The organism is Bacillus sp. FSL R12-0074 (assembly GCF_038005725.1).
Classification (GTDB): domain Bacteria; phylum Bacillota; class Bacilli; order Bacillales; family Bacillaceae_G; genus Bacillus_A; species Bacillus_A mycoides.
The window spans coordinates 2,537,484-2,556,847 of sequence record NZ_JBBOTR010000001.1 but is presented as its reverse complement, the minus strand read 5'-3'; the positions used below and the strand labels follow the sequence as shown (position 1 = coordinate 2,556,847).

Genomic DNA, 19,364 nt, shown 5'->3' with positions numbered 1-19,364 from the left:
GGGTAAATAATGCAGAACTCTAATACGATCGATATCCGTAATATACATGAGCTAGAGAACGAATTATCTACTTTATTAAGTAGACCCATTTCTTCAGGAGAAGATTTAGAAAATTGGCTGAAAATACAGTCGAAATTAATATGGGAAATCGAAGAACAATTGAGATCACACTATATTGACTTTCAATGTAATACAGATAACAAAGAAATAAAAGATACGTTTGAATATGATCAACAATATGTAAGGCCTCTTTTGAAACGTTATCAAAATTCCTTGGATAATAAATATTTAGAGTCACCATTTCGAATGCAACTTGATCCAAAAACTTATAGCTTACTAGATAAAAAAATAAAAAATGCGCAAACATTATTTTGTGAAAAGAACATTGATTTAGAAGTAAAAGAAGACAAATTAGTAACCGAGTACTTCGAAATTACAGGCAGTTTGACTGCACTATGGGATGGCGAAGAAAAAACAATTACTGAACTACAGTCTTACTTACAAAATCCGAATCGTGATATACGAAAAAAAGCAAAAACGCTCATTTCTGAAAAATTCTTATCTGTTGAAAATAATTTACAACATATTTTAAATGAATTAATTGCAATCCGTCACCAAAAGGCAAAAAACATTCAATTAGATAATTATCGTGATTATATGTTTAAAAAATATGAACGTTTTGATTATACGGCTGATGATTGCTATGAACTTGCAGAATCCGTTCGTAAATACGTTGTGCCACTTATTGATAATATATTTAATGAGAAAAAAGCTGAACTTCAAGTAGATACACTTCGTCCGTGGGATCTAAAAGCAGCCGCACCAAATCAAAAAGTATTAAAACCCATTGAAGACGAGAGTGATTTAATCGAAAAAAGTTCTCATATTTTACAAAAACTAGACCCAGAATTTTCTGCATTATTGAGCCGTATGTATAAAAATGATTGCTTAGATTTAGAAAGTCGTAAAGGAAAAGCACCTGGAGGATTTTGCGAACACTTACCTGCTTCTCAATTATCTTTTATTTTTATGAATCTCAATCATACACATTATGATGTTACTACTTTCCTCCATGAAATGGGCCATAGTATTCATAATGAATGTATGAAGCAGCTACAGCTACAAAAATATTTAGAAATCCCTTCAGAATCAGCTGAGCTAGCCAGCATGACAATGGAATTGTTTTCGATGGAGTATTGGGATGCATTTTATGAGAATACAGAAGAATTTATAAAAGCAAAATTAGATTTCTTTAAAGATATTGTTAAGTATTTACCACAAATGCTTATCGTTGATCAATTCCAACATTGGATGTATGAAAATCCAAATCATACTGCTAAAGAAAGAAATGAAAAATATTTAGAATTACATAACACTTACCAATCGAATGTGGTAAATATTGAAGGTTATGAAAACTGGATAGCAACTGGCTGGTTACCTGTACTACACATATTCGAAATACCATTCTATTATATCGAATATGCAATCGCGCAACTTGGTGCATTGCAAATGTATAAACAATATAAAGAGAATCCTAAACAAGCACTACAAAATTACAAAAAAGCATTATCTCTAGGTAGCTCTGAATCCTTACCAGAGGTATATGAAGCAGCTGGAATTCGTTTTGATTTTTCTAGTGAGACAATAAAAGAATTAATGGCATTTGTAGAAGAGGAATTGGAATTACTTAAACAAATATAAATAAAAAAATGCATCTGTCCTTATAGGTGCATTTTTTATTGTTTTTTATTCAATACAAATTGAATCTTTATCTCGCTTTATTAATAAGCTCTATATATTGTAGGTCCCCATATCCTATTGTTGGAAAAAGATTAAACAACCTTTTTAGTAACTCTTGTGTTGGTAAATCTTTATTTTTGGAGATATACTTTACTACTACATTATTTTCTTTTAGCATCTCTAAATATAAACCTATCGCCTGATACATTACAGGTAGTATCTCATGAGATGGCTTTTTATGATTTATTAGAACTTCATTGTAAACAGAAAAATAGTTCCCTAATTCAAGTTCAATTTGACTTACTTTAAATTCATCCTCTCTGAAGCTATTTAAGTATACTTTTCCCTTATAATCAGATTGTTCAAGGTAAGAAAGTACGGTAAGTAGATTCATTTGGCAAAACATATCCTCACCAAACCATAAAACGATACATTTATACTCTTTCTTAAAAAGATTCTCTAAAGGATGAATAACCTTTTTCATATAATTTTCTACAGTACCTTGATGTCCTTCTGCCCTTGTTTTAATAAACTCATCATCAAAAATCTGTGCAGTAGTCGCATTTACACACATAGCTTCATTAAATGGAGCGTAATCAGACTCTCCCATTAGTCTTTCACTTTTAAATTCTTCATACATAAATTGACCATTTAATATGTTTAGTACATCTTTATCAAACAGCTCACTCTTCGCATTTCGTAACTGATTAACTTCAATTTTTCTAGAAAAATTCATTCTATCCCACTCCTTGCCATCATTGATTGAGAGTTTAATAAATGATTGAACCGGTATTTTGTTAAGTTGGAATTTTCCTGGGGTGATACCAAAAACAGTTTTAAATGCTCTACTATAAGCCTCTTGCGAAGAGTAATCGTAATCAAATGCGATATCAATTATCTTTCTATCATTCGTCAAATCTTCCGTTGATAAATACAATCTTCTAAGAAGAATATATCGTCTAATACTTATCCCTGTTACTTGATGAAATTTAAACGAACAGAAGTAAGGAGAATACCCCATATAATCAGATAATTTATCTAATGAAAACTCCTTTTTTAAATTGCCCTCAATCCATTCAATCATTAGCTGTATATGTTCATTCATTTATCTCCCTCCTCACTAAATATTATAAGAAGTATCCACTTCTTTCTTTTGATATTTCTTGTGGTTTATAACATTAACCACCCTCTAGAACCTTTAAATATCATATGTAATTACTCATTTCATATTTTTTCAGCTATCTTATTTTGACATACATTTACTTAACTTTCCAATAAAGTGAAACTTTAATCAGTGGGGAATTTGTTCCTCCCCACTGATTATTATCCCATACTAATCGGACTTTTACGGGATAAATCTTTTTTAAAGGATTCTACCAAATAAAACACGAAATTTGTAAGTTAAGGAACTAGTAGTTTTGTGAGTGGAAAATTTATGTTTGGAAAGGAAGTTAAAATGAATAATATAGAAAAAGAGATACTTAAACTAATTAATAAACTATATCCAAATGATTGATTTTCAAGACTGTGAAAAACATTTTTACATATTCGATTTAGCTGTTCCAGTCTATAGCGCGATAGAATATTCTTTCGTTGGGAATTCTCATAGTCGACTATGAGAATTCTATTACAAAAGCAATAATCGACGGATACCAGGAGGAAAATGATCTACCTAAAGAAATGATAGAGCAGCTTCCATTGTTTATTAAATTAAAGGAGATATTCGAATATAGTTTAATGCATATGTATTGGAATAAAGAAGAGTTAACTGAGGAACAAGTACGGATAATGAACCTTTATAGAATACAGATTGAAAAAAGCCATTCTTTAAACACAGTTGGTTTCCTATGAAGTACACCCAATTGTTACATTCAGTTTAACAATTGGGTGTACTTTTCTATAGATAAGTTTTCTTCAAAAGACAAAATACAAGGAGCGAAACGATATTTAATCGTACAGTGGCACCTATTTTTCAATCCATTCAACGGATTTATCTAGCTTAATACCATCCTCGATATTACTTTCTTCCAAAGTATTTGCCCTAGCTTGAATACAAATAAAATAGAGAGGTTCACTTGAATTGTTACGCCAAATTCTTTCCCCCTCTTGTGCCACCCTTATGACAGTACCCTCTTTGATTTCAAGGATTTCATCATCAATCTTGAATTCCCCTTGTCCTTTGACGAAGATATACAGCTCTTCATTTTCTCTATGCTTATGATAAAAGGGCATTGAAATGCCTGGAGGGAAAACATTTAGTGAAACTTCCATCCCTGTACATTGTAAGTCATCTTTAAGAAATACCTTTCCAGGAGCTTTAAATGGATTTCCATTTTTATATTGAAGCAGATCCTCCCACTTTCCTACTTGAACAGCACTAAAATTTTTACCTTCCATTGTTGAATTAACAAATTGACTCATTTGTATTCTCCTCTCATATTTATTTTCCATAATTTCACTTTTTATTCTCTAATAAATGAATAAATCCTCTCACAAAAAGAAACCGAATAGTCTCTTTTTTACGGTAAAAAAACGGCTCAATTAGCCATAATATGTTATTAAGAAGTTTATTAGTAAAGATTGTTTTTTACATATTTATCTCTACATTTATTTTATTTAGAATTTCTAAAAAACGAAGAAATCCAATTTTTATTAATTAATATTTATTTAAAATTGTAAATTAAGGCCTCAGCAGCTTCCATCACAATCTCACTTAAAGTTAGTTGAGCATGTGGTGTTAATGCAATATCTTCAACTTTCATGCCTGATTCAATTGCTAAACCCATTTCGGCAATTATTTCTGATGCACCATTACCCACGATTTGAGCACCTACTAATACACCATCTTCTTTACGCACCAATAGCCTCAAGAACCCTTTTCCTTCATTTGATACAAGTGCACGACCGTTTGCTGAAAATGGGGATTGAATCACTTTTACTTCCATGCCTTCTGCCTTTGCTCGTTCTTCAGTATAACCAACTGTAGCTAATTCAGGATTTGTGAAACAAACTGCTGGAATTGCCAAGTAATCAACAAATGATAGTTCACCAGAGATAGCTTCGGCAGCTACTTTTCCTTCGTAAAATGCTTTATGTGCAAGCTGTGGACCAGCAATGGTATCTCCTATAGCAAAAATGTTCGGAAGGTTAGTACGGCATTGTTGATCAACTTTTAATAAACCGCGGTCAGAAAACTCAATACCGATTTTTTCAAAACCCATATTTTCAGTATTAGGACGACGGCCAACCGTTACTAATACGTAATCAGCGTCAACTTTCTTTTCTTCACCATCAATTTCGTAGGTAACAATTACACCATTTTTAACTTCTTCAACACCTTTAGCGGATGCATCTACTATTACTGTAACACCTTTGTTTATAAGGTCTTCTTTCACAATTTGAGTCATTTGTTTATCGAAGCCAGTTAAAATATCTTTACCTCCTTCAATAATTGTTACTATAGAACCGAGGGAAGCGTAAGCAGAGCCCAATTCAGTACCAATGTAACCACCACCGATTACAACCAATTTACTTGGAACTTCAGTTAAACTAAGTACACCTGTAGAGTTAATCACACGTTTTGTAAATTTAAATGTTGGAATTTCAACTGGGCGTGATCCAGTAGCTATAATTGCATTTTTAAATGTATATGTTTGAGCTGCATCTTTATTGGTTACTCGTATAGTGTTAGCATCCATGAAATAAGCTTCACCTTTTATCACTTCTACTTTATTGCTTTTTAATAACCCTTCTACACCACCTACTAATTTCTTTACAACGTTGTTTTTAAATTCTTGTACTTTTGCAAAATCAACATTTACACCAGAAGAAAAAATACCCATATTTTCTGAATGCTTTGTTTCCTCAAAACGATGACCTACAGAAATAAGTGCCTTAGATGGAATGCAGCCGACGTTAGCACATACGCCACCAAGATTCTCTCTTTCTATAATTGCCACTTGTTTCCCTAATTGTGAAGCTCTTATTGCAGCAACATATCCTCCAGGTCCAGAGCCAATTACGATTGTTTCAAATTCTCTCATATCCCTTTTCACACTCCTCCAAAAATTAGAAACAGGTAGGCCGAAATCGTTCATATTCTACACATTTTTCAATTTACTATTTTGTATTAGTACCATTCTTCTCTCATCCGTTCTTTCATAGTTCCATCATGGAATTTCTATTAAGTGATCACCCCCTCAAAAAAGAAACCGAACAATCTCTTTTTTGCGATAAAAATTACGGCTTAGTTGGCCGTAATTTGTTTTTCCAATTCATCTAAAAGTCGTGACGATACTGTATCAATATAAACTGTATCTTGGTATAAGCGTGACAAGGCAAGTGCTCCTTCAAGAGAAGAAATCCAGATGATAGCAATCTGTTTTGCTTGAGTATCTGGTTTTAACTCTCCTTGCTCAATTCCATACGTAATAATCTTTTCAATTATTCCAAGTAATTGATTCATCGCTATCTGTGCTTGTTCTGCCATGAGAGGATGGGAATCATCTGCTTCTAACGTTACGTTCATGATTGGACAGCCTCCTGGAAGAGGATCATTATGAATGAGAGATGTAAAAACTGAAATAAAAGTTTTTAACTTATCCAACGTATTGGATGCTTTTTTTATCTCTTCGACATAACGCACTCCCATTTGTGAAGTTGCATGCTGAAAGGCTTGAACAGCCAAGTCATCTTTATTTTTAAAGTGACGATAAATACCGCCCTTCTCTAGCCCAGTCTCTCGCATAATATCAGAAATTGAAGAACCACTATACCCCTTTACATTAAACAGAGCAGAGGAACGATCAAGAATCATTCTTTTTGTTAATTCACCTTTACGCATTGTGTCCTCCTAAAAGAAAACGTTTGGTCTCTTTTAAGTATATGACAAACCGAAAAGAATTAGCAAGAAAAATAACGGAGAGAATCAATGAGTAAAAAAATAAATGATTCACTATTTTAATAGGGATCAAAATAAATACTTGAAAACATCTTTTATTTACAGAGGTGTACTCTCTGCCAATCTAGCTGCGCTAATAATAGGAGCCCACTGGAAAATTTCATCTCTTAATAGACCTGTTTTTTTGCAATATATATGTAAATACATTTCAGCTAATTCCACTGAATTCTGTGAATACAATAAGTATGTCCGAAACACATCTGCACGAATATCACCTGAACTAGCATCAACCCAATCTATAATTTTCACATCACCATTACTCATAATTAAATTAAACGGATGTAAATCACCATGACATAATCTAGGTTCAAATGTGATTGAATCAAACTTTTTTAATATATTTCCCTTTTGTTTTTCATCCAGATTATGAACAGAATTAATTTGACGATAAAGCCTCTTTTCCATCAGCTCTATTTCATCCGATCTCACACAGATCGCATGAATCTTTTGTTGTACACTAACACATATACTTATGTAATGCTCCGCTTTACTCAAATTATTAAGCAAAAGCTCACCAACACTTTCTCCTTCTACATATTCCATAATAATAGCTTGTCTACCTTGTATCTCTGTAACTTCAAATACTTTAGGAACGTGTAAACCACATGAATATGCATACTTTTGTTTTTGTGCTTCGTATAGAGATTCTGTATTAGGGAGGCATTCTTTAAACAATTTCACAACTTTATTATCACAAAGATAAATTTCAGCCGTATTTCCTTTGGCTATCGGATTTCCTAGATTCAATTCATTTCTCTCCTTACAGTAAATTAGAATAACGCCTTATAGTCCTCTATAAATTCAGTGTAATTATACTGAAACCCTCCTTCATGAAAACGAAAAAACTTACCCCTCCCTATAATTATATAGAAAGTGGTAAGTTTAATTTTCTAGGAATATCGGAATGAAACTCCGGTGTATGCAAAACAGAAAATGAATACCCTTGTTGAATAAACAATACTTCAGTATGTTTACTTTCAAATGGAACACCATTTTTCTTAAAGTTATTTTGGATTTTTTGTAAAAACGTATGATCCGGTGTTCCGAATGAAACATGTACTTTCGGTGGTAAAGCTTTCATCGCGATTGGAATCCACGGTCGCTGCCACCAGGTTGCAACGATATATGCAGTGCCACCTATAACAAAGTTGAAAATATCCCCATCTTCCTTCGTTTTCATGTCTAGATTTGATTTCAACCATTCCGTAAATACAGGTACACTTTTAACCGGAAGACCAATTTCCCTTACGTATAAAATGTTTAACGGTGAATGCGGGACTAATACCTCTTCTTTAACATAACTATGTGCGATAATTTCGAGAAGATTTCCATCACCATCTTTAAAGTATAAATTGAATAGACCGCTCTCCTCACCAATTGTATGACCATCTTTCCATTTCACAATGAGTAATCCAGACTCTTTAAGCCATTTTGCCGTTTCATGAAACTTTGAATATGGGATCTCAAAAGCGAAATGCGCAGGTGCAATTGGTTCATATACTTCTTGAAAACTAATTGTTGTATACGGTGTTACTTCAAATTGAATATATGATGCGTTTTCTTTTTTTATTGGAAAAGATAATATGTCTTTATAAACTTGTTTTACCCCTTCTATAGAAACCGTTTGTAGTTTTATATCTGATATATGTGTAATCACTTTACATTCCCCCTTGTTTCTTATTATCTATTCTTATTGTATTACACTTATAAATAGATAAAATCAAACGGAAGGATTGATTTTTTATATAAAAACTACAACTTTAGTATGAATATGTTATCTCCAATTACTTTTTATTTCCTCTATAACAACTTCTGGTTTATCCCAGTGTAACAAATGTGTAGTATCAGAGATTAATTTTACTTTCGCGCCAGTTTTTAACTTGAAAATCCTCACTGTTTTATCTCTATATTCATCCCATATTTGCGGAACTGTAGCTCGAAGCAATATAATATTAGATAGTAACTTCTCGTAAATATCTATCGTTTCATCTTTATGCATACCTCTTATTATATTACCAGCTGTTGTACCTCTCGCATGCCAACATACTTTATTATCCATTTCAATCCCTAGGTCTTTTACAGCAACTTCTAATAATGGAGACCACCTAGTATATGCTTCTTTTTCACTTTTGAAAAATCCACCCCAATTATTAAAAATATATTCTTCAAAATCCTTTTCGTAATACGCGATTTCCTCTTTAAGAGTTTCTTCTTGAAGCCTTTTTGTTTGATATCCACCATCAATAAGAATACTTCCTAGTACTTTTTCTGGATTATTTAATAAATAAAATAGTGCTACAAAACTTCCCCACGAATGTGATAAAAAATAGAAATGTTCAATTCTCAGTTCATTTATTATTTCATTTAACCAGTTTGCTAAATTCAGCATCTCATAATCTTTCGTTCTTTCAAAGGGCGGTGTTTTACCATGCCCAGGTGCATCAATGGAGATAAATCTATACTCTTCCTTTAATTCTTCTGCAATTTCTATAAAACTTAAACTCGTACTACCTAACCCATGTAAACAAAAGATAACGGGCTTTTCATTATTTCCCCACTCAGTAATATGTGCGTTAATTTCTTCGTTGTTAATATAGTAACGTTTCAAAATAATTATCCCCTATATTTCAATTTTTAGATTACCACTTTACCTATTTCTATGATTTTTAAGTTTCCCCTGCATTCTTTTCCACAAAAAAAGCTGATTTTCTTTTAAAGAAAATCAGCTTTTACGTTAAAATACACTATGATTTAACAGCAATAATCATAAACCTTTTTGAATTCGTACGAATACCTTTTTCGGAACTATTAGCGTTAATGAACTTTTGTAAAATATTAAAGTCCTCTTCTTTTTCTCCAAATCTAGGAATAATAGGCGTATGTTTTAATAAGAAAATAAGATCCTCAGGAGTACTGTAATAATCAGTAACATCATATTCACGTACTTGTACGAGTTCAAATCCTGCACTAATAAGTTCACCCATATAATTATCTTTTAACGTACCATCGCTTTCACCTAAACATTGCCCTCTACCAAATGCTTCTTTAAGATTTAATTTATCATGTTCGCTAACTTGTTGTGTTAAGAAAAAAGCACCTTTTTTCATTACTTTTGCCAATTCAGATGCTACAAACGGCGCATGACAACTTGAAGTAATATCAAAATGAGCATGCGGAAACGTTAAAAATTCCGAATCCATTTGAAGAAATTCAACATTTTGTACACCTGCTTTATTCAAATTGGAATGTGCTGTTTTGATCATTCCATTAGAATTATCTATTCCAATCAGTAATGCAGCTGAAGATGCTATTTTTAATATATTCTCTCCTCCACCTGTGCCAACATCAAGTAGAATATCTGATGGTTTACATCTTTCTTGCACTTCGCCATAAAAGTCCCAAGTGTCACCTACAGTTTCACACTTTAGCTTACTAAAGTCCCACCCATTTAATCGTCCCACTTTATCATAAAAACTTTTATACTCTAATTCATTCATTTTATTATTTCCCCTTTGTAAAAATGCATTAACTGTTTAGATGATTCTCGAAATAGACTCATAGTTGATATTATCGTGAAAGGGCCTACGTCTTCTTTTATATCTGCTACGCATTTTTTCAGCCCCGAACAACTAGTTACTTCGAACGATACAGCATTTCATCTATATCACCTCATCTGGAAGACTGTATATATAATAACCTATAACACTATTTAATTATATATTATAAAATACAAATTATTAAAACGATATGTTTCGACAAATCTCATTTAGTTTACATAATAATATTATAGTTTGTTTTTATCGATATATTCTAAATGTCCTCTTCCCCAACCACACATACTATCCAAAACCGTGCTTACTGTTTTTCCATGTTCTGTTAAGCTGTATTCCACTTTAGGTGGTATTTCTTGATAAATTTCACGTTTTATAAGTTGATCTTGTTCTAATTCACGAAGCTGCTTCGCTAATGTTCCTTGAGATATATCTGGTATTAATCGCTTTAATTCACCAAACCGTTTCGTTCCATCTGTTAGCAAAATAAATAAAATAAGTGGTTTCCATTTCCCACCGATTATTTGTAATGTCGCTATTACTCCTTTTAATTTCGGTTCCTCTAAATTCATTTTCCTCACCACTCCCCTCAAATCATAAATTATAATGAATAATTTTTTATATTATGTATCCATATAACAAGCGATTAGTACGAAATTCGCGACTAAGTACATATAAAGTGCGTACTTTTCAGTAGTCATTTTTTAACGAATAATAAAATTAACACAACTTATTTTAAATCTTATATTAAGGGAGATGTTTAATCATGTCTATTACTGTATTAAAAGATAAACATATCGTTATCATCGGCGGGAGTTCTGGTATTGGATTAGCAACAGCAAAACAAGCACTTGAACAAGGAGCACATGTTATTATTGCAGGGCGCTCGGAAGAAAAATTAAAGGCTGCTCGAGAAATAATAAATAACAACCATCTTCAAACTTATGTATTGGATAATCAAAATAAAGAGCAATTACAAGATTTTTTCAAGAAGGTTGGGAATTTTAATCATTTATTCACACCAGGAGCCTCTTACACACTTGGATCAATAACTGCTACGGATGATATCGCCGAAAGCAGCTTTATCGGAAAGTTTTGGCCACAATATTATGCCGTAAAATATGCAATTCCTTTTCTCTCAAACTCTGGATCTATCGTATTAATGTCCGGTGCATTTAGTCAACGGCCACTTAAAGGAGCGCCTGCTTACGGAGCTTGTAATGGTGCTATTGAAAGCTTAGGGAAAGCTTTAGCTGTTGAATTAGCTCCTATTAGAGTTAATGTTGTTTCTCCTGGAACGATACGAAGAGAGAATGAACAAAATGAGAAAAGACTAGCTGCTTATGAAGATTATAAATCTCTTTCTCTTGTACAGAGACCTGGGTATAATGATGAAATTGCACATACTGTCCTGTATTTAATGCAAAATGGTTTTACTACAGGTAATGTATTATTTCCTGATGGAGGATACACATATCATTAATTTATAACAATTCAATGCCTCCTTAGATTAACTAGTATTAAGGAGGCTATTATGGTTAATCAACGAGTCCTTTGTGCTAAATATTTCCAGATAGAAATAAAGTAAAAAAGGCATATACGATGCCTTTTTTACTTTATTGTTTATTTGTTTATCAGATAACAAACCTCTGTAACCCACTTATTAGGATCTGATTCCATCGCTGGACTAACGTGATAAATATTAAACATCGGTCCAGCTAATTCATAACCTTCCGTTTCAATCCATTTTGCTGCCGCCTCATTTACAGCTGTCATTTGTTCATAACTTCCGTTAACTGTTATTGAAGCTACATAGGATGGATCTATCTTTTTGAAATTAACATCTTTTGTATTTTCATGCTCCCCTAAAATATTTATCTGTATTTCTACATCCACATCATTTTCCTTATATTCTTGATCATGGAATGTAGCAATACTATAACTCGGATTAGCTATACTAATATTTTTAACATTAATTTCTTGCATCAATATACTCCATAAATCCCCTTCGCAATTATACGATGGAATAACCTTTCTAACACTTGCTACATTTCTTTCTGGAATTTCTTTTAATGAAACATGATAGTTCATTTCAATAACATCCTCTCTCATCGTTTTCATTGAGTCTTCGAGGAGACGTAATTGTTTTTTGAGATCGTCCATTTCTTCCTTTACTTGAGCACTACGATTTTCAAATTGTGACTTTATTACTTCAATATTTTCACTCTCTACTAATTCTTTAATAGTGGCAATATTAAATCCCATATCTTTTAACACTTGAATTTGATTTACTTTCTTTAATTGGGCTGCTGAATAAAATCGATAACCACTTTGCTCATCGACTTTTACTGGTTGTAATAATTCCATTTTATCGTAATGTCTCAACATACGTATACTAATGGAAGAAAGTTTTGAAAAATCCCCTATTTTGAACATTAGTTCCTCCTATTTATTACAATTATTCGAAGCTCAACTTAAGCTTAAACAATGACACATTGTGTGAGAGTCAACTATTTATAACAGTTTAAACAATTATTTAATGTATTATATTTATATAATTAAAAGCTCTTATGACTTATTTACCAATTCACTTTTCAACGCAATATATATTGATATTAATCCATTTACATTCAATAAAGTAACTATAATACTAATGAGCAACGCTACATCTGCAGAAAACGTTTTAATCGTCTGCCACGGTGAATTTGTACTATAAATAAGAAGTGGAATTAAAGTAATAGATAATATTAGAAATAAACTCCCTAGAAAAATCCAGGTCATTTTTTTACAAATTTTATTACGTTTATACTTTATTATTAACATAATTGCTGTAATGAAAAGTGCGAATATTAATATTGACATAACAATTTGAACTATTGATATATTTTTTGGTATATCAACCGGTTCTTCACCATTCAAAATATTAATAATCCCTTTTTTAAATTCTGGTAGTGATGCTTCTTCTAAAACATGATTTTTATTCGTTAAAATCACAACACCCCAGCCAGTTTCATTTAAAATAAATATTTCTGCATGTGAATCAGGAGTTGAGCCTGAATGCCAAACCATCTTTTCGTTTCCATTTATATTTGTTGTCCTCAGTCCAAAACCATAATATTTCGCTGAATCTATTTTATATAATGGAGATAAATAAAGATCCATACTATCTTTATTTAAAAATTGTGTATGCTCTTGGTGATTCAAAAACTTAATGAATTGAATCATATCTTCTAGATTTGCTGTAATATATCCATATGGTGTCCCACCATTATCATACGACACCGTACTTTTTCTTGGTATTCCAAACCATGATTGATAACCTGTTAAATAACCCTTTTTATAAGAATCTTCACTATTTGCTGCTGCACCATTCATTCTTAATGGCTGAAAAATTTGCTTCTCCATATAAGTAGAGTATGTCTCTTTTGAAACTTCCTCAATAAGTGCACCAAGAACGAGATAATTTGCATTACTATATTGATATTTTTGTCCTGGGGGAGCAGTTAATGTTACATTCGACAGTTTCATTACATTTTCTTTTATAGCCGTAGTAGTCTTTGATTGCTTATCTGATAATGCTAAACCTTCATAGGTACTCATTCCACTTGAATGTGTTAGTAGATGTTGGATTGTTATATTTGAGGCCGATTGATTATCTTTTACTTTAAACCAAGGAAGATGTTGTTGAACTGAATCCTCTAAATTTATTTTTTTATTTTCTATTAACTTCACTATAGCTAGACCAGTTAAAGATTTACTTATTGATCCAATTGCAAATGGTGTTTTACTAGTTATCTTTTTTTCAGATTCTCCAGTAACCCCCCATAATTTTGTGTAAAATACATCTCTATTATGTACAATAGCTACTGAAGCTCCTGGAATTTTATGTTCCTTTAAAAATTTTTCAATATAAATATCTAAAGTAACTCTAATATTTTGCTGAGCGTAAACTTTTGAATGTGCAATACATAACATTAATACATTACAAACTATACAAATTAGAAACAATTTATATTTCGATATCTTCATCTTAATGTACTTCGGATAACTTTCTTTTTTTATAAATTACTAAAATTATAGATATTAATAAAGAAACCATTAAACTAATCATTATTAATATAGAGTTCCACCATTGATTTTCTGCTATTCGATATAAAAGATTAAAATTAAAGTTATTTTCACTGTTGGTTGGATTAAGGGATTCAGTTAAAAATATTGAAAGTGTAGTTTGTGAAATGAGGTATGTAATAAATGCGACAAATATGCCAATTATGATTAATGTATTAGATTTTTTATTTATATTTTGAAGTTGTTTCATTTTCACTCGCAGATCAATTTCATTTATCTCCAAAAAGTCTTGAACAAATAATTGAGGCGTTCCTAGGTCATTTATACTTTCCTCACCATGTTCACGACATTCTTGGATATGCTCTAAAATTTGTTGTTTAATATTTTCCCTTTCTTCTAAACTTATATCATATTGCTTTAATTCCTTAAGTACGCCTGTTAAAAATTGCTGTTCTTTATCTTTTAATTCACTCCTCATTTCAGAAGGTCTCCTTTCAAACCACTCTTTAATAATATTTTAATATCAGATTGCAACTCTAACCATTCATTAACTTTCTTCTCAAGACGTAATTTTCCATTTTCATTAATTTCGTAATAAATCCTAACTTTACCACTATCCGTCACCTCTTGATAAGTATTAACCCACTCTTGATTTTTCAGTTTAGTTAAAATGGGATAAATACTTCCTACTCCTTTCAATTTTAAATTATGTACTTCGAGTTCTTTCATAATTTCATAACCATAACTTTTCTTTGTAGACAAAATAGACAATACACACATTTCTAAATTCCCTTTAATTAAACTTGTTCTATCCATACGATAAATTTAACAGAAATATATACTTCATTCAAGTATATATTTCTGTTAAATTTAAAAATTCTAATAATTATACAATCACTAAAAAAGTAGCATATTCCTTTTGTTATTATCCAAATAACCTAAATTATTATCCCGAAAAAACATTTTTATACGTCAATAATTATATAATAAATGATCATAATTAACGATTTAAAACTAACTCTCGCAGATAAATGTATTTACATCTTAGAAAGACTAACAAAACTTAAACATAAATGCCAACCTGTAATACCTTTCAGTTTTAAATTTAAGAATAATTTATATTGGTATTACAAATAGATTTTTCTTGCTCTATTATCTATCTACCTTAACACGTTTAAAGAAACTCTTCTTCAACATAAAAACTCATTTGCAGATTATTGCAAATGAGTTTTTAATCCCTAACTAACCACTATTTTTATTCTTCTTAGTTTAATTATTTTTCTCCAGACATTCATAAACTGCCATCATTTCTCGCTTATTCAACTCACGAATTCGATTAAATATTAGAATGTCTGCAACATCCTCAGTTCGTAAGCTTTCATCCACAACATCACTAACTTTTCCAGTTAACCATGTTTCTACGTCTATGTCATCGACAATTTCTTTACGTCCTTCATCGTTAATACCACTTGCATTACAAGTTACACACGGAATTGTTAATTTGAACACGCCGTCATGCAGGTTATCTTCTGTTATTACTTTTTTTCCGTTACAGAATGGACATGGGTTACTTTTTTTAATTTTATTAATTTGGGTAACTAATTTTTTGTAACCAAATGCTTCATACACATATGTTAGTTTTTTATATTTTCCATTTGTGAAATACTTATCTATAATGGTTTCTCTTGTTTCATTGATATTTTGGAAATCACAAATAGTCACCTTATTATTATTGCTGATTGATTCGACATTACCTTTAATTTCGCCCCAGAATGGTAATACATTTTGTAATACCATTTCATAGTTTGAAAAGCTTGCTTGTTCTAATTCAAACATTTTCAGTGCGACTTGTATATTTCTAGGTAATAAAGAAACATCTTCTGTCATAATCATATCGTCACCTACGATAGATTTCAATTTGAAGAGTACAGGCAAATCTCCTACAATTTTTAATACTTCGTTAAGCGGCTGATTAATAATTTCACGAATATCTGTATCTCCAAAATTAAGTGGTTTATGGTGATTTAATAAAGTCCCCTTACAAATTGGACATGTCATCATTTCTTTAGAAGTCTTAATATCTTCTTTAATAGCTGCTTTTGAAATAACAATATACCCGCCAATAATCGTATTAAATCCTACCCATGTTCTACGTGTCTTTCCTTTCTTATCATAAAAAGACTTATCAAAATAGCCGTACCAAAATGTATGTTTCTCTTCCTCAGACATATCATTATAGCTTTTCGTCAAATCATGACCAAGCTCATTTTTAATTTCTTCAAATAGAAATTCTATTTTTTCATATTGATAAAATTTTAATACTTTCATGATTTCCGGATCGAATAGACCATCCCAAAATGGAACATTTTTATCTTGAATTGTAATTTCTTTATCAAAAACTTCAATTTGAAGACGTCCCGAACATGATGGGCAATGATTATCCTGAGAATAGAAATCGAAACTTCTCGTATCTTTATTAGTCGGATGAGCAGCTACAATATGATTGATCAATCCACCAATTTCATATAAGAAACTATATTGACTATACAAATGTCTTTCGAGATCAATAGCAACAACAGGTGCCATTGTATCAGATTCATATTCACCATAAATTAATCGTGCCATTGATGATAAGCTTTTTAAAATACCACCCTTATAAACGTTTTCAGCATTTTTAAAATAGTTAATATGATTTTCTTTTAAATAGTGAACTCCTTCTTTACGCTTAAGCGTTGAAGAAATATGTATTTGCTCAGCATTATTCACACTGCTTTTTTGACGATAATAATCCTCATGACTTACTACATCAAGATGCTCTATAGATTCAACCTGTCTTTTTCCAAAATCAACAATATAATCAGAGCTTTCTAGCATGTAACTGTTATGCTCAATCATTATGATAGAGACTGATTCATCTTGCAATATCCCTCTAACACTATCTATAAATTGATTTAAAATATTTTGCGATAAACCTTTTGAAGGCTCATCAAAAATAAACAATGTATGTGGATTTCTTGTTTTTGCAAATAACTCAGAAACTAAATGAACACATTGAAACTCACCCGTTGATAATGTTTGTGTTTTTCGTTCTAATGTTAAATATCCCAGTCCTAATTTGATTAGTAGGCTTAAGCGTTTATACGCAATATCTTCATTTGGAATTTCATCAATAATATCCTCAATTGAGCGCTCAAAAATATCATCAATTTCTTCACTATACTTTGTCAGTTTCTTTTTAATATCTAAGAAAGTTGCTACAGTTGATCGACTGGTAATCGATTGGTTTCGATCTTGACCTACCATAACTAGTTTATCTTTGGGATATCGTTTCAAGAAATCTGTAGCTAAACACTCATTGACAAGTGTAGATTTCCCGCATCCAGACTCTCCTGTAACAGTTACAAGTCTATTTTTAGGAATCTGAAACTCAGTCATTTGGATATTTCGGCAATATAATTCATGGAATGTATAATATTCTGTTGGCATTTCGTAATTTCGTTCCGATAGTATTGGTTTTGGTCTTGGTGATTCTTTCACGATTTGTCCACCATATTTTCCGCTACCAGGTCCGAAGAACAATTGCTCATCTGTTGTATCCAGTACTGTATCTGAATGATCAATGAGCCAGATTTGATTTTTACACCCTAATTGCTTGATCTCTTCTAATATTTGTAATAATGTTTCATTATCAAGTCCAACTGAAATCTCATCAATAATAATTACAGTATTTTCACTAACTGCCATGAATTCAGCTAAGTAAAGTCGTGTTAATTCTCCACCTGACAACGTACCCATAATTCGATTTAATGTTAAATAACCAATGTTCATATTGATAATATTTTGCAATATATGTTGTTTTGCTTCACTAATATTTAATTCTTCTGCTAATGAAAGAATAGATTCAACACTTAAATCGTTAATATCCGAAATTGTATGTGATTTAGCAAATAACTCAATAGTACGTTGTTCAACTTCTTCACTATAACGTTTCCCCTTACATTTTTTACACTCAATATTTTTAGTAGTACCACGCCCTTTACAGCTAGCACACCAACCTAATTGATTATTAAATGAAAAGACTTCAGGAGAAAGATTAAATTCTTCCGCTAGTTTTTCACGAATCTCTTTAAAAACACCTGTATGAGTACCAATCGTCGAACGCGGATTGGAAGAAATTGATGATTTTCCTAAAAAAAGTACTAAAGGCATTTCCTCCATCTTAATGGCACTAAAATTAGTTTCCATAATATTAGGAAATAAATATTGATATTCAGCCTTTGGCAATAAGGAAACTAGACGCTTCTTTGATTCTTCACCAACTGTTTGACAAAGAGTTGTTTTTCCAGATCCAGATAAACCAGCAATACCAAGTGATTTATTAAACGGAATAACAGTATCAAGTTTATTTATGTTATTTGCAATTAATTGATTTACTTTCATATTAACCTCTATTCTTATTGTTTTTAAAAATCATTTTTATAAGATAATAATTATATAATAAATACCATGAATTTAATCCCTAATCTTTCAACTCATCAACCTTAACCTTATAATTATCAAACCAATATTCCCACTCATCTTTTGAAAAAACCTTCTCTTCTCCTTCTAAAACTGAAGAAAAAAGATCAAGACAAATATGCCAACCAGCTATATCTTTCGGTGTATGGTCAGTTAATTCCTGAATGTATTCTTTAAGAAGTAAAAGAGAACCATTTTCCTCTTTATGTATTTCAAATCGGACACGATCTTTATCCCATGTGAATTCAAGTACTGAATTTAGTTGGCACTCTAAAATATCAATATTTAAAAATGAACCATCCATCATGTCGAACTTTATAATTCCACCTGTTTTAAGATTTTCAATCTGTAAATTAGACATCCATTTTTTAAGCTTGCTGTTTTCAGTTAAAACAGACCAAACTTCCTCTATTGTATAAGAAAATTGGCGTTCAAATTTCACAATATAGCCGTCAGTTTGTTTCTCTATTTCAGCCAACATATTTATTGCCTCCTACTTGTATATAGAATATATGTTCTTATTTTAC

General features: G+C 31.4%; 17 protein-coding genes and 1 pseudogene. 3 read left to right on the top strand and 15 right to left on the bottom strand.

Annotated elements, in window-relative coordinates; all coding sequences use genetic code 11:
• Positions 1 to 9: 9 nt before the first annotated feature.
• Entirely contained in the window at positions 10 to 1,701 is a 1,692-nt protein-coding gene (locus NSS97_RS13380) for a M3 family oligoendopeptidase (protein WP_341112887.1), read from the top strand.
• Positions 1,702 to 1,768: 67 nt separating this feature from the next.
• On the opposite strand, the gene NSS97_RS13375 is transcribed toward NSS97_RS13380, so the two are convergent.
• Positions 1,769 to 2,845 (bottom strand): helix-turn-helix domain-containing protein, encoded by a 1,077-nt coding sequence (locus NSS97_RS13375; protein ID WP_044439860.1) that lies wholly within the window; start codon positions 2,843 to 2,845, stop codon positions 1,769 to 1,771.
• Positions 2,846 to 3,242: 397 nt separating this feature from the next.
• Between NSS97_RS13375 and NSS97_RS13370 the strand changes: the two are divergent.
• Positions 3,243 to 3,591 (top strand): annotated as a pseudogene (locus tag NSS97_RS13370) (protein kinase); the annotation flags it as partial.
• A 114-nt stretch (positions 3,592 to 3,705) separates the two neighbouring features.
• Here NSS97_RS13370 and NSS97_RS13365 read toward each other — a convergent pair.
• The 8 genes from NSS97_RS13365 to NSS97_RS13330 form a co-directional block, all read right to left on the bottom strand.
• Entirely contained in the window at positions 3,706 to 4,161 is a 456-nt protein-coding gene (locus tag NSS97_RS13365) for a cupin domain-containing protein (protein WP_002127529.1), read from the bottom strand.
• Positions 4,162 to 4,403: 242 nt separating this feature from the next.
• Complete coding sequence (gene lpdA, locus NSS97_RS13360; RefSeq protein ID WP_341112885.1) at positions 4,404 to 5,783, bottom strand: dihydrolipoyl dehydrogenase; 1,380 nt, start codon at positions 5,781 to 5,783, stop codon at positions 4,404 to 4,406.
• Between the two features lie 203 nt (positions 5,784 to 5,986).
• Entirely contained in the window at positions 5,987 to 6,583 is a 597-nt protein-coding gene (locus tag NSS97_RS13355) for a TetR/AcrR family transcriptional regulator (protein ID WP_016095405.1), read from the bottom strand.
• A 156-nt stretch (positions 6,584 to 6,739) separates the two neighbouring features.
• On the bottom strand, positions 6,740 to 7,447 hold the full coding sequence (locus NSS97_RS13350; RefSeq protein ID WP_341112883.1) for a phosphotransferase family protein: 708 nt from the start codon (positions 7,445 to 7,447) through the stop codon (positions 6,740 to 6,742).
• Between the two features lie 115 nt (positions 7,448 to 7,562).
• Positions 7,563 to 8,357: a VOC family protein gene (locus NSS97_RS13345; RefSeq protein ID WP_341112880.1), complete on the bottom strand. Its 795-nt coding sequence runs from the start codon at positions 8,355 to 8,357 to the stop codon at positions 7,563 to 7,565.
• Positions 8,358 to 8,474: 117 nt separating this feature from the next.
• Positions 8,475 to 9,308, bottom strand: a complete 834-nt coding sequence (locus NSS97_RS13340) for an alpha/beta hydrolase (RefSeq protein WP_341112878.1) — start codon at positions 9,306 to 9,308, stop codon at positions 8,475 to 8,477.
• A gap of 136 nt (positions 9,309 to 9,444) precedes the next feature.
• Positions 9,445 to 10,197 (bottom strand): class I SAM-dependent methyltransferase, encoded by a 753-nt coding sequence (locus NSS97_RS13335; protein WP_341112875.1) that lies wholly within the window; start codon positions 10,195 to 10,197, stop codon positions 9,445 to 9,447.
• A 287-nt stretch (positions 10,198 to 10,484) separates the two neighbouring features.
• Positions 10,485 to 10,823: a winged helix-turn-helix transcriptional regulator gene (locus tag NSS97_RS13330; RefSeq protein ID WP_044444525.1), complete on the bottom strand. Its 339-nt coding sequence runs from the start codon at positions 10,821 to 10,823 to the stop codon at positions 10,485 to 10,487.
• Positions 10,824 to 11,017: 194 nt separating this feature from the next.
• On the opposite strand from NSS97_RS13330, the gene NSS97_RS13325 reads away from it, so the two are divergent.
• Positions 11,018 to 11,734 carry an SDR family oxidoreductase gene (locus NSS97_RS13325; RefSeq protein WP_002013344.1) on the top strand — a complete coding sequence of 239 codons (717 nt, stop codon included), beginning with the start codon at positions 11,018 to 11,020 and terminating at the stop codon, positions 11,732 to 11,734.
• Between the two features lie 140 nt (positions 11,735 to 11,874).
• Here the strand turns inward: NSS97_RS13325 and NSS97_RS13320 are convergent, their stop codons facing one another.
• From NSS97_RS13320 to NSS97_RS13295, 6 genes are all read right to left on the bottom strand, one after another.
• Positions 11,875 to 12,687: a MerR family transcriptional regulator gene (locus NSS97_RS13320; RefSeq protein ID WP_044444527.1), complete on the bottom strand. Its 813-nt coding sequence runs from the start codon at positions 12,685 to 12,687 to the stop codon at positions 11,875 to 11,877.
• Between the two features lie 132 nt (positions 12,688 to 12,819).
• On the bottom strand, positions 12,820 to 14,280 hold the full coding sequence (locus tag NSS97_RS13315) for a serine hydrolase domain-containing protein (protein ID WP_341112872.1): 1,461 nt from the start codon (positions 14,278 to 14,280) through the stop codon (positions 12,820 to 12,822).
• A gap of 1 nt (position 14,281) precedes the next feature.
• A complete protein-coding gene (locus tag NSS97_RS13310) occupies positions 14,282 to 14,797 on the bottom strand; it encodes a hypothetical protein (RefSeq protein WP_098168227.1) in 516 nt (171 codons plus the stop codon).
• A complete protein-coding gene (locus NSS97_RS13305) occupies positions 14,794 to 15,135 on the bottom strand; it encodes a PadR family transcriptional regulator (RefSeq protein ID WP_002085418.1) in 342 nt (113 codons plus the stop codon). The genes NSS97_RS13310 and NSS97_RS13305 overlap by 4 nt, the downstream gene beginning before the upstream one ends.
• A 453-nt stretch (positions 15,136 to 15,588) precedes the next feature.
• A complete protein-coding gene (locus NSS97_RS13300) occupies positions 15,589 to 18,759 on the bottom strand; it encodes an ATP-binding cassette domain-containing protein (RefSeq protein ID WP_341112870.1) in 3,171 nt (1,056 codons plus the stop codon).
• 79 nt (positions 18,760 to 18,838) lie between these two features.
• Positions 18,839 to 19,318 carry an SRPBCC family protein gene (locus NSS97_RS13295; protein WP_002016566.1) on the bottom strand — a complete coding sequence of 160 codons (480 nt, stop codon included), beginning with the start codon at positions 19,316 to 19,318 and terminating at the stop codon, positions 18,839 to 18,841.
• Positions 19,319 to 19,364: the final 46 nt, after the last annotated feature.

What these genes read in the sequence shown, in the direction of transcription:
- NSS97_RS13355 (WP_016095405.1), bottom strand. Translation starts at nt 6,583, where the DNA reads ATGCGTAAAGGTGAATTAACAAAAAGAATGATTCTTGATCGTTCCTCT.
- NSS97_RS13375 (WP_044439860.1), bottom strand. Translation starts at nt 2,845, where the DNA reads ATGAATGAACATATACAGCTAATGATTGAATGGATTGAGGGCAATTTA.
- lpdA (WP_341112885.1), bottom strand. Translation starts at nt 5,783, where the DNA reads ATGAGAGAATTTGAAACAATCGTAATTGGCTCTGGACCTGGAGGATAT.
- NSS97_RS13310 (WP_098168227.1), bottom strand. Translation starts at nt 14,797, where the DNA reads ATGAGGAGTGAATTAAAAGATAAAGAACAGCAATTTTTAACAGGCGTA.
- NSS97_RS13325 (WP_002013344.1), top strand. Translation starts at nt 11,018, where the DNA reads ATGTCTATTACTGTATTAAAAGATAAACATATCGTTATCATCGGCGGG.
- NSS97_RS13330 (WP_044444525.1), bottom strand. Translation starts at nt 10,823, where the DNA reads ATGAATTTAGAGGAACCGAAATTAAAAGGAGTAATAGCGACATTACAA.
- NSS97_RS13320 (WP_044444527.1), bottom strand. Translation starts at nt 12,687, where the DNA reads ATGTTCAAAATAGGGGATTTTTCAAAACTTTCTTCCATTAGTATACGT.
- NSS97_RS13315 (WP_341112872.1), bottom strand. Translation starts at nt 14,280, where the DNA reads ATGAAGATATCGAAATATAAATTGTTTCTAATTTGTATAGTTTGTAAT.
- NSS97_RS13380 (WP_341112887.1), top strand. Translation starts at nt 10, where the DNA reads ATGCAGAACTCTAATACGATCGATATCCGTAATATACATGAGCTAGAG.
- NSS97_RS13365 (WP_002127529.1), bottom strand. Translation starts at nt 4,161, where the DNA reads ATGAGTCAATTTGTTAATTCAACAATGGAAGGTAAAAATTTTAGTGCT.
- NSS97_RS13335 (WP_341112875.1), bottom strand. Translation starts at nt 10,197, where the DNA reads ATGAATGAATTAGAGTATAAAAGTTTTTATGATAAAGTGGGACGATTA.
- NSS97_RS13295 (WP_002016566.1), bottom strand. Translation starts at nt 19,318, where the DNA reads ATGTTGGCTGAAATAGAGAAACAAACTGACGGCTATATTGTGAAATTT.
- NSS97_RS13300 (WP_341112870.1), bottom strand. Translation starts at nt 18,759, where the DNA reads ATGAAAGTAAATCAATTAATTGCAAATAACATAAATAAACTTGATACT.
- NSS97_RS13305 (WP_002085418.1), bottom strand. Translation starts at nt 15,135, where the DNA reads ATGGATAGAACAAGTTTAATTAAAGGGAATTTAGAAATGTGTGTATTG.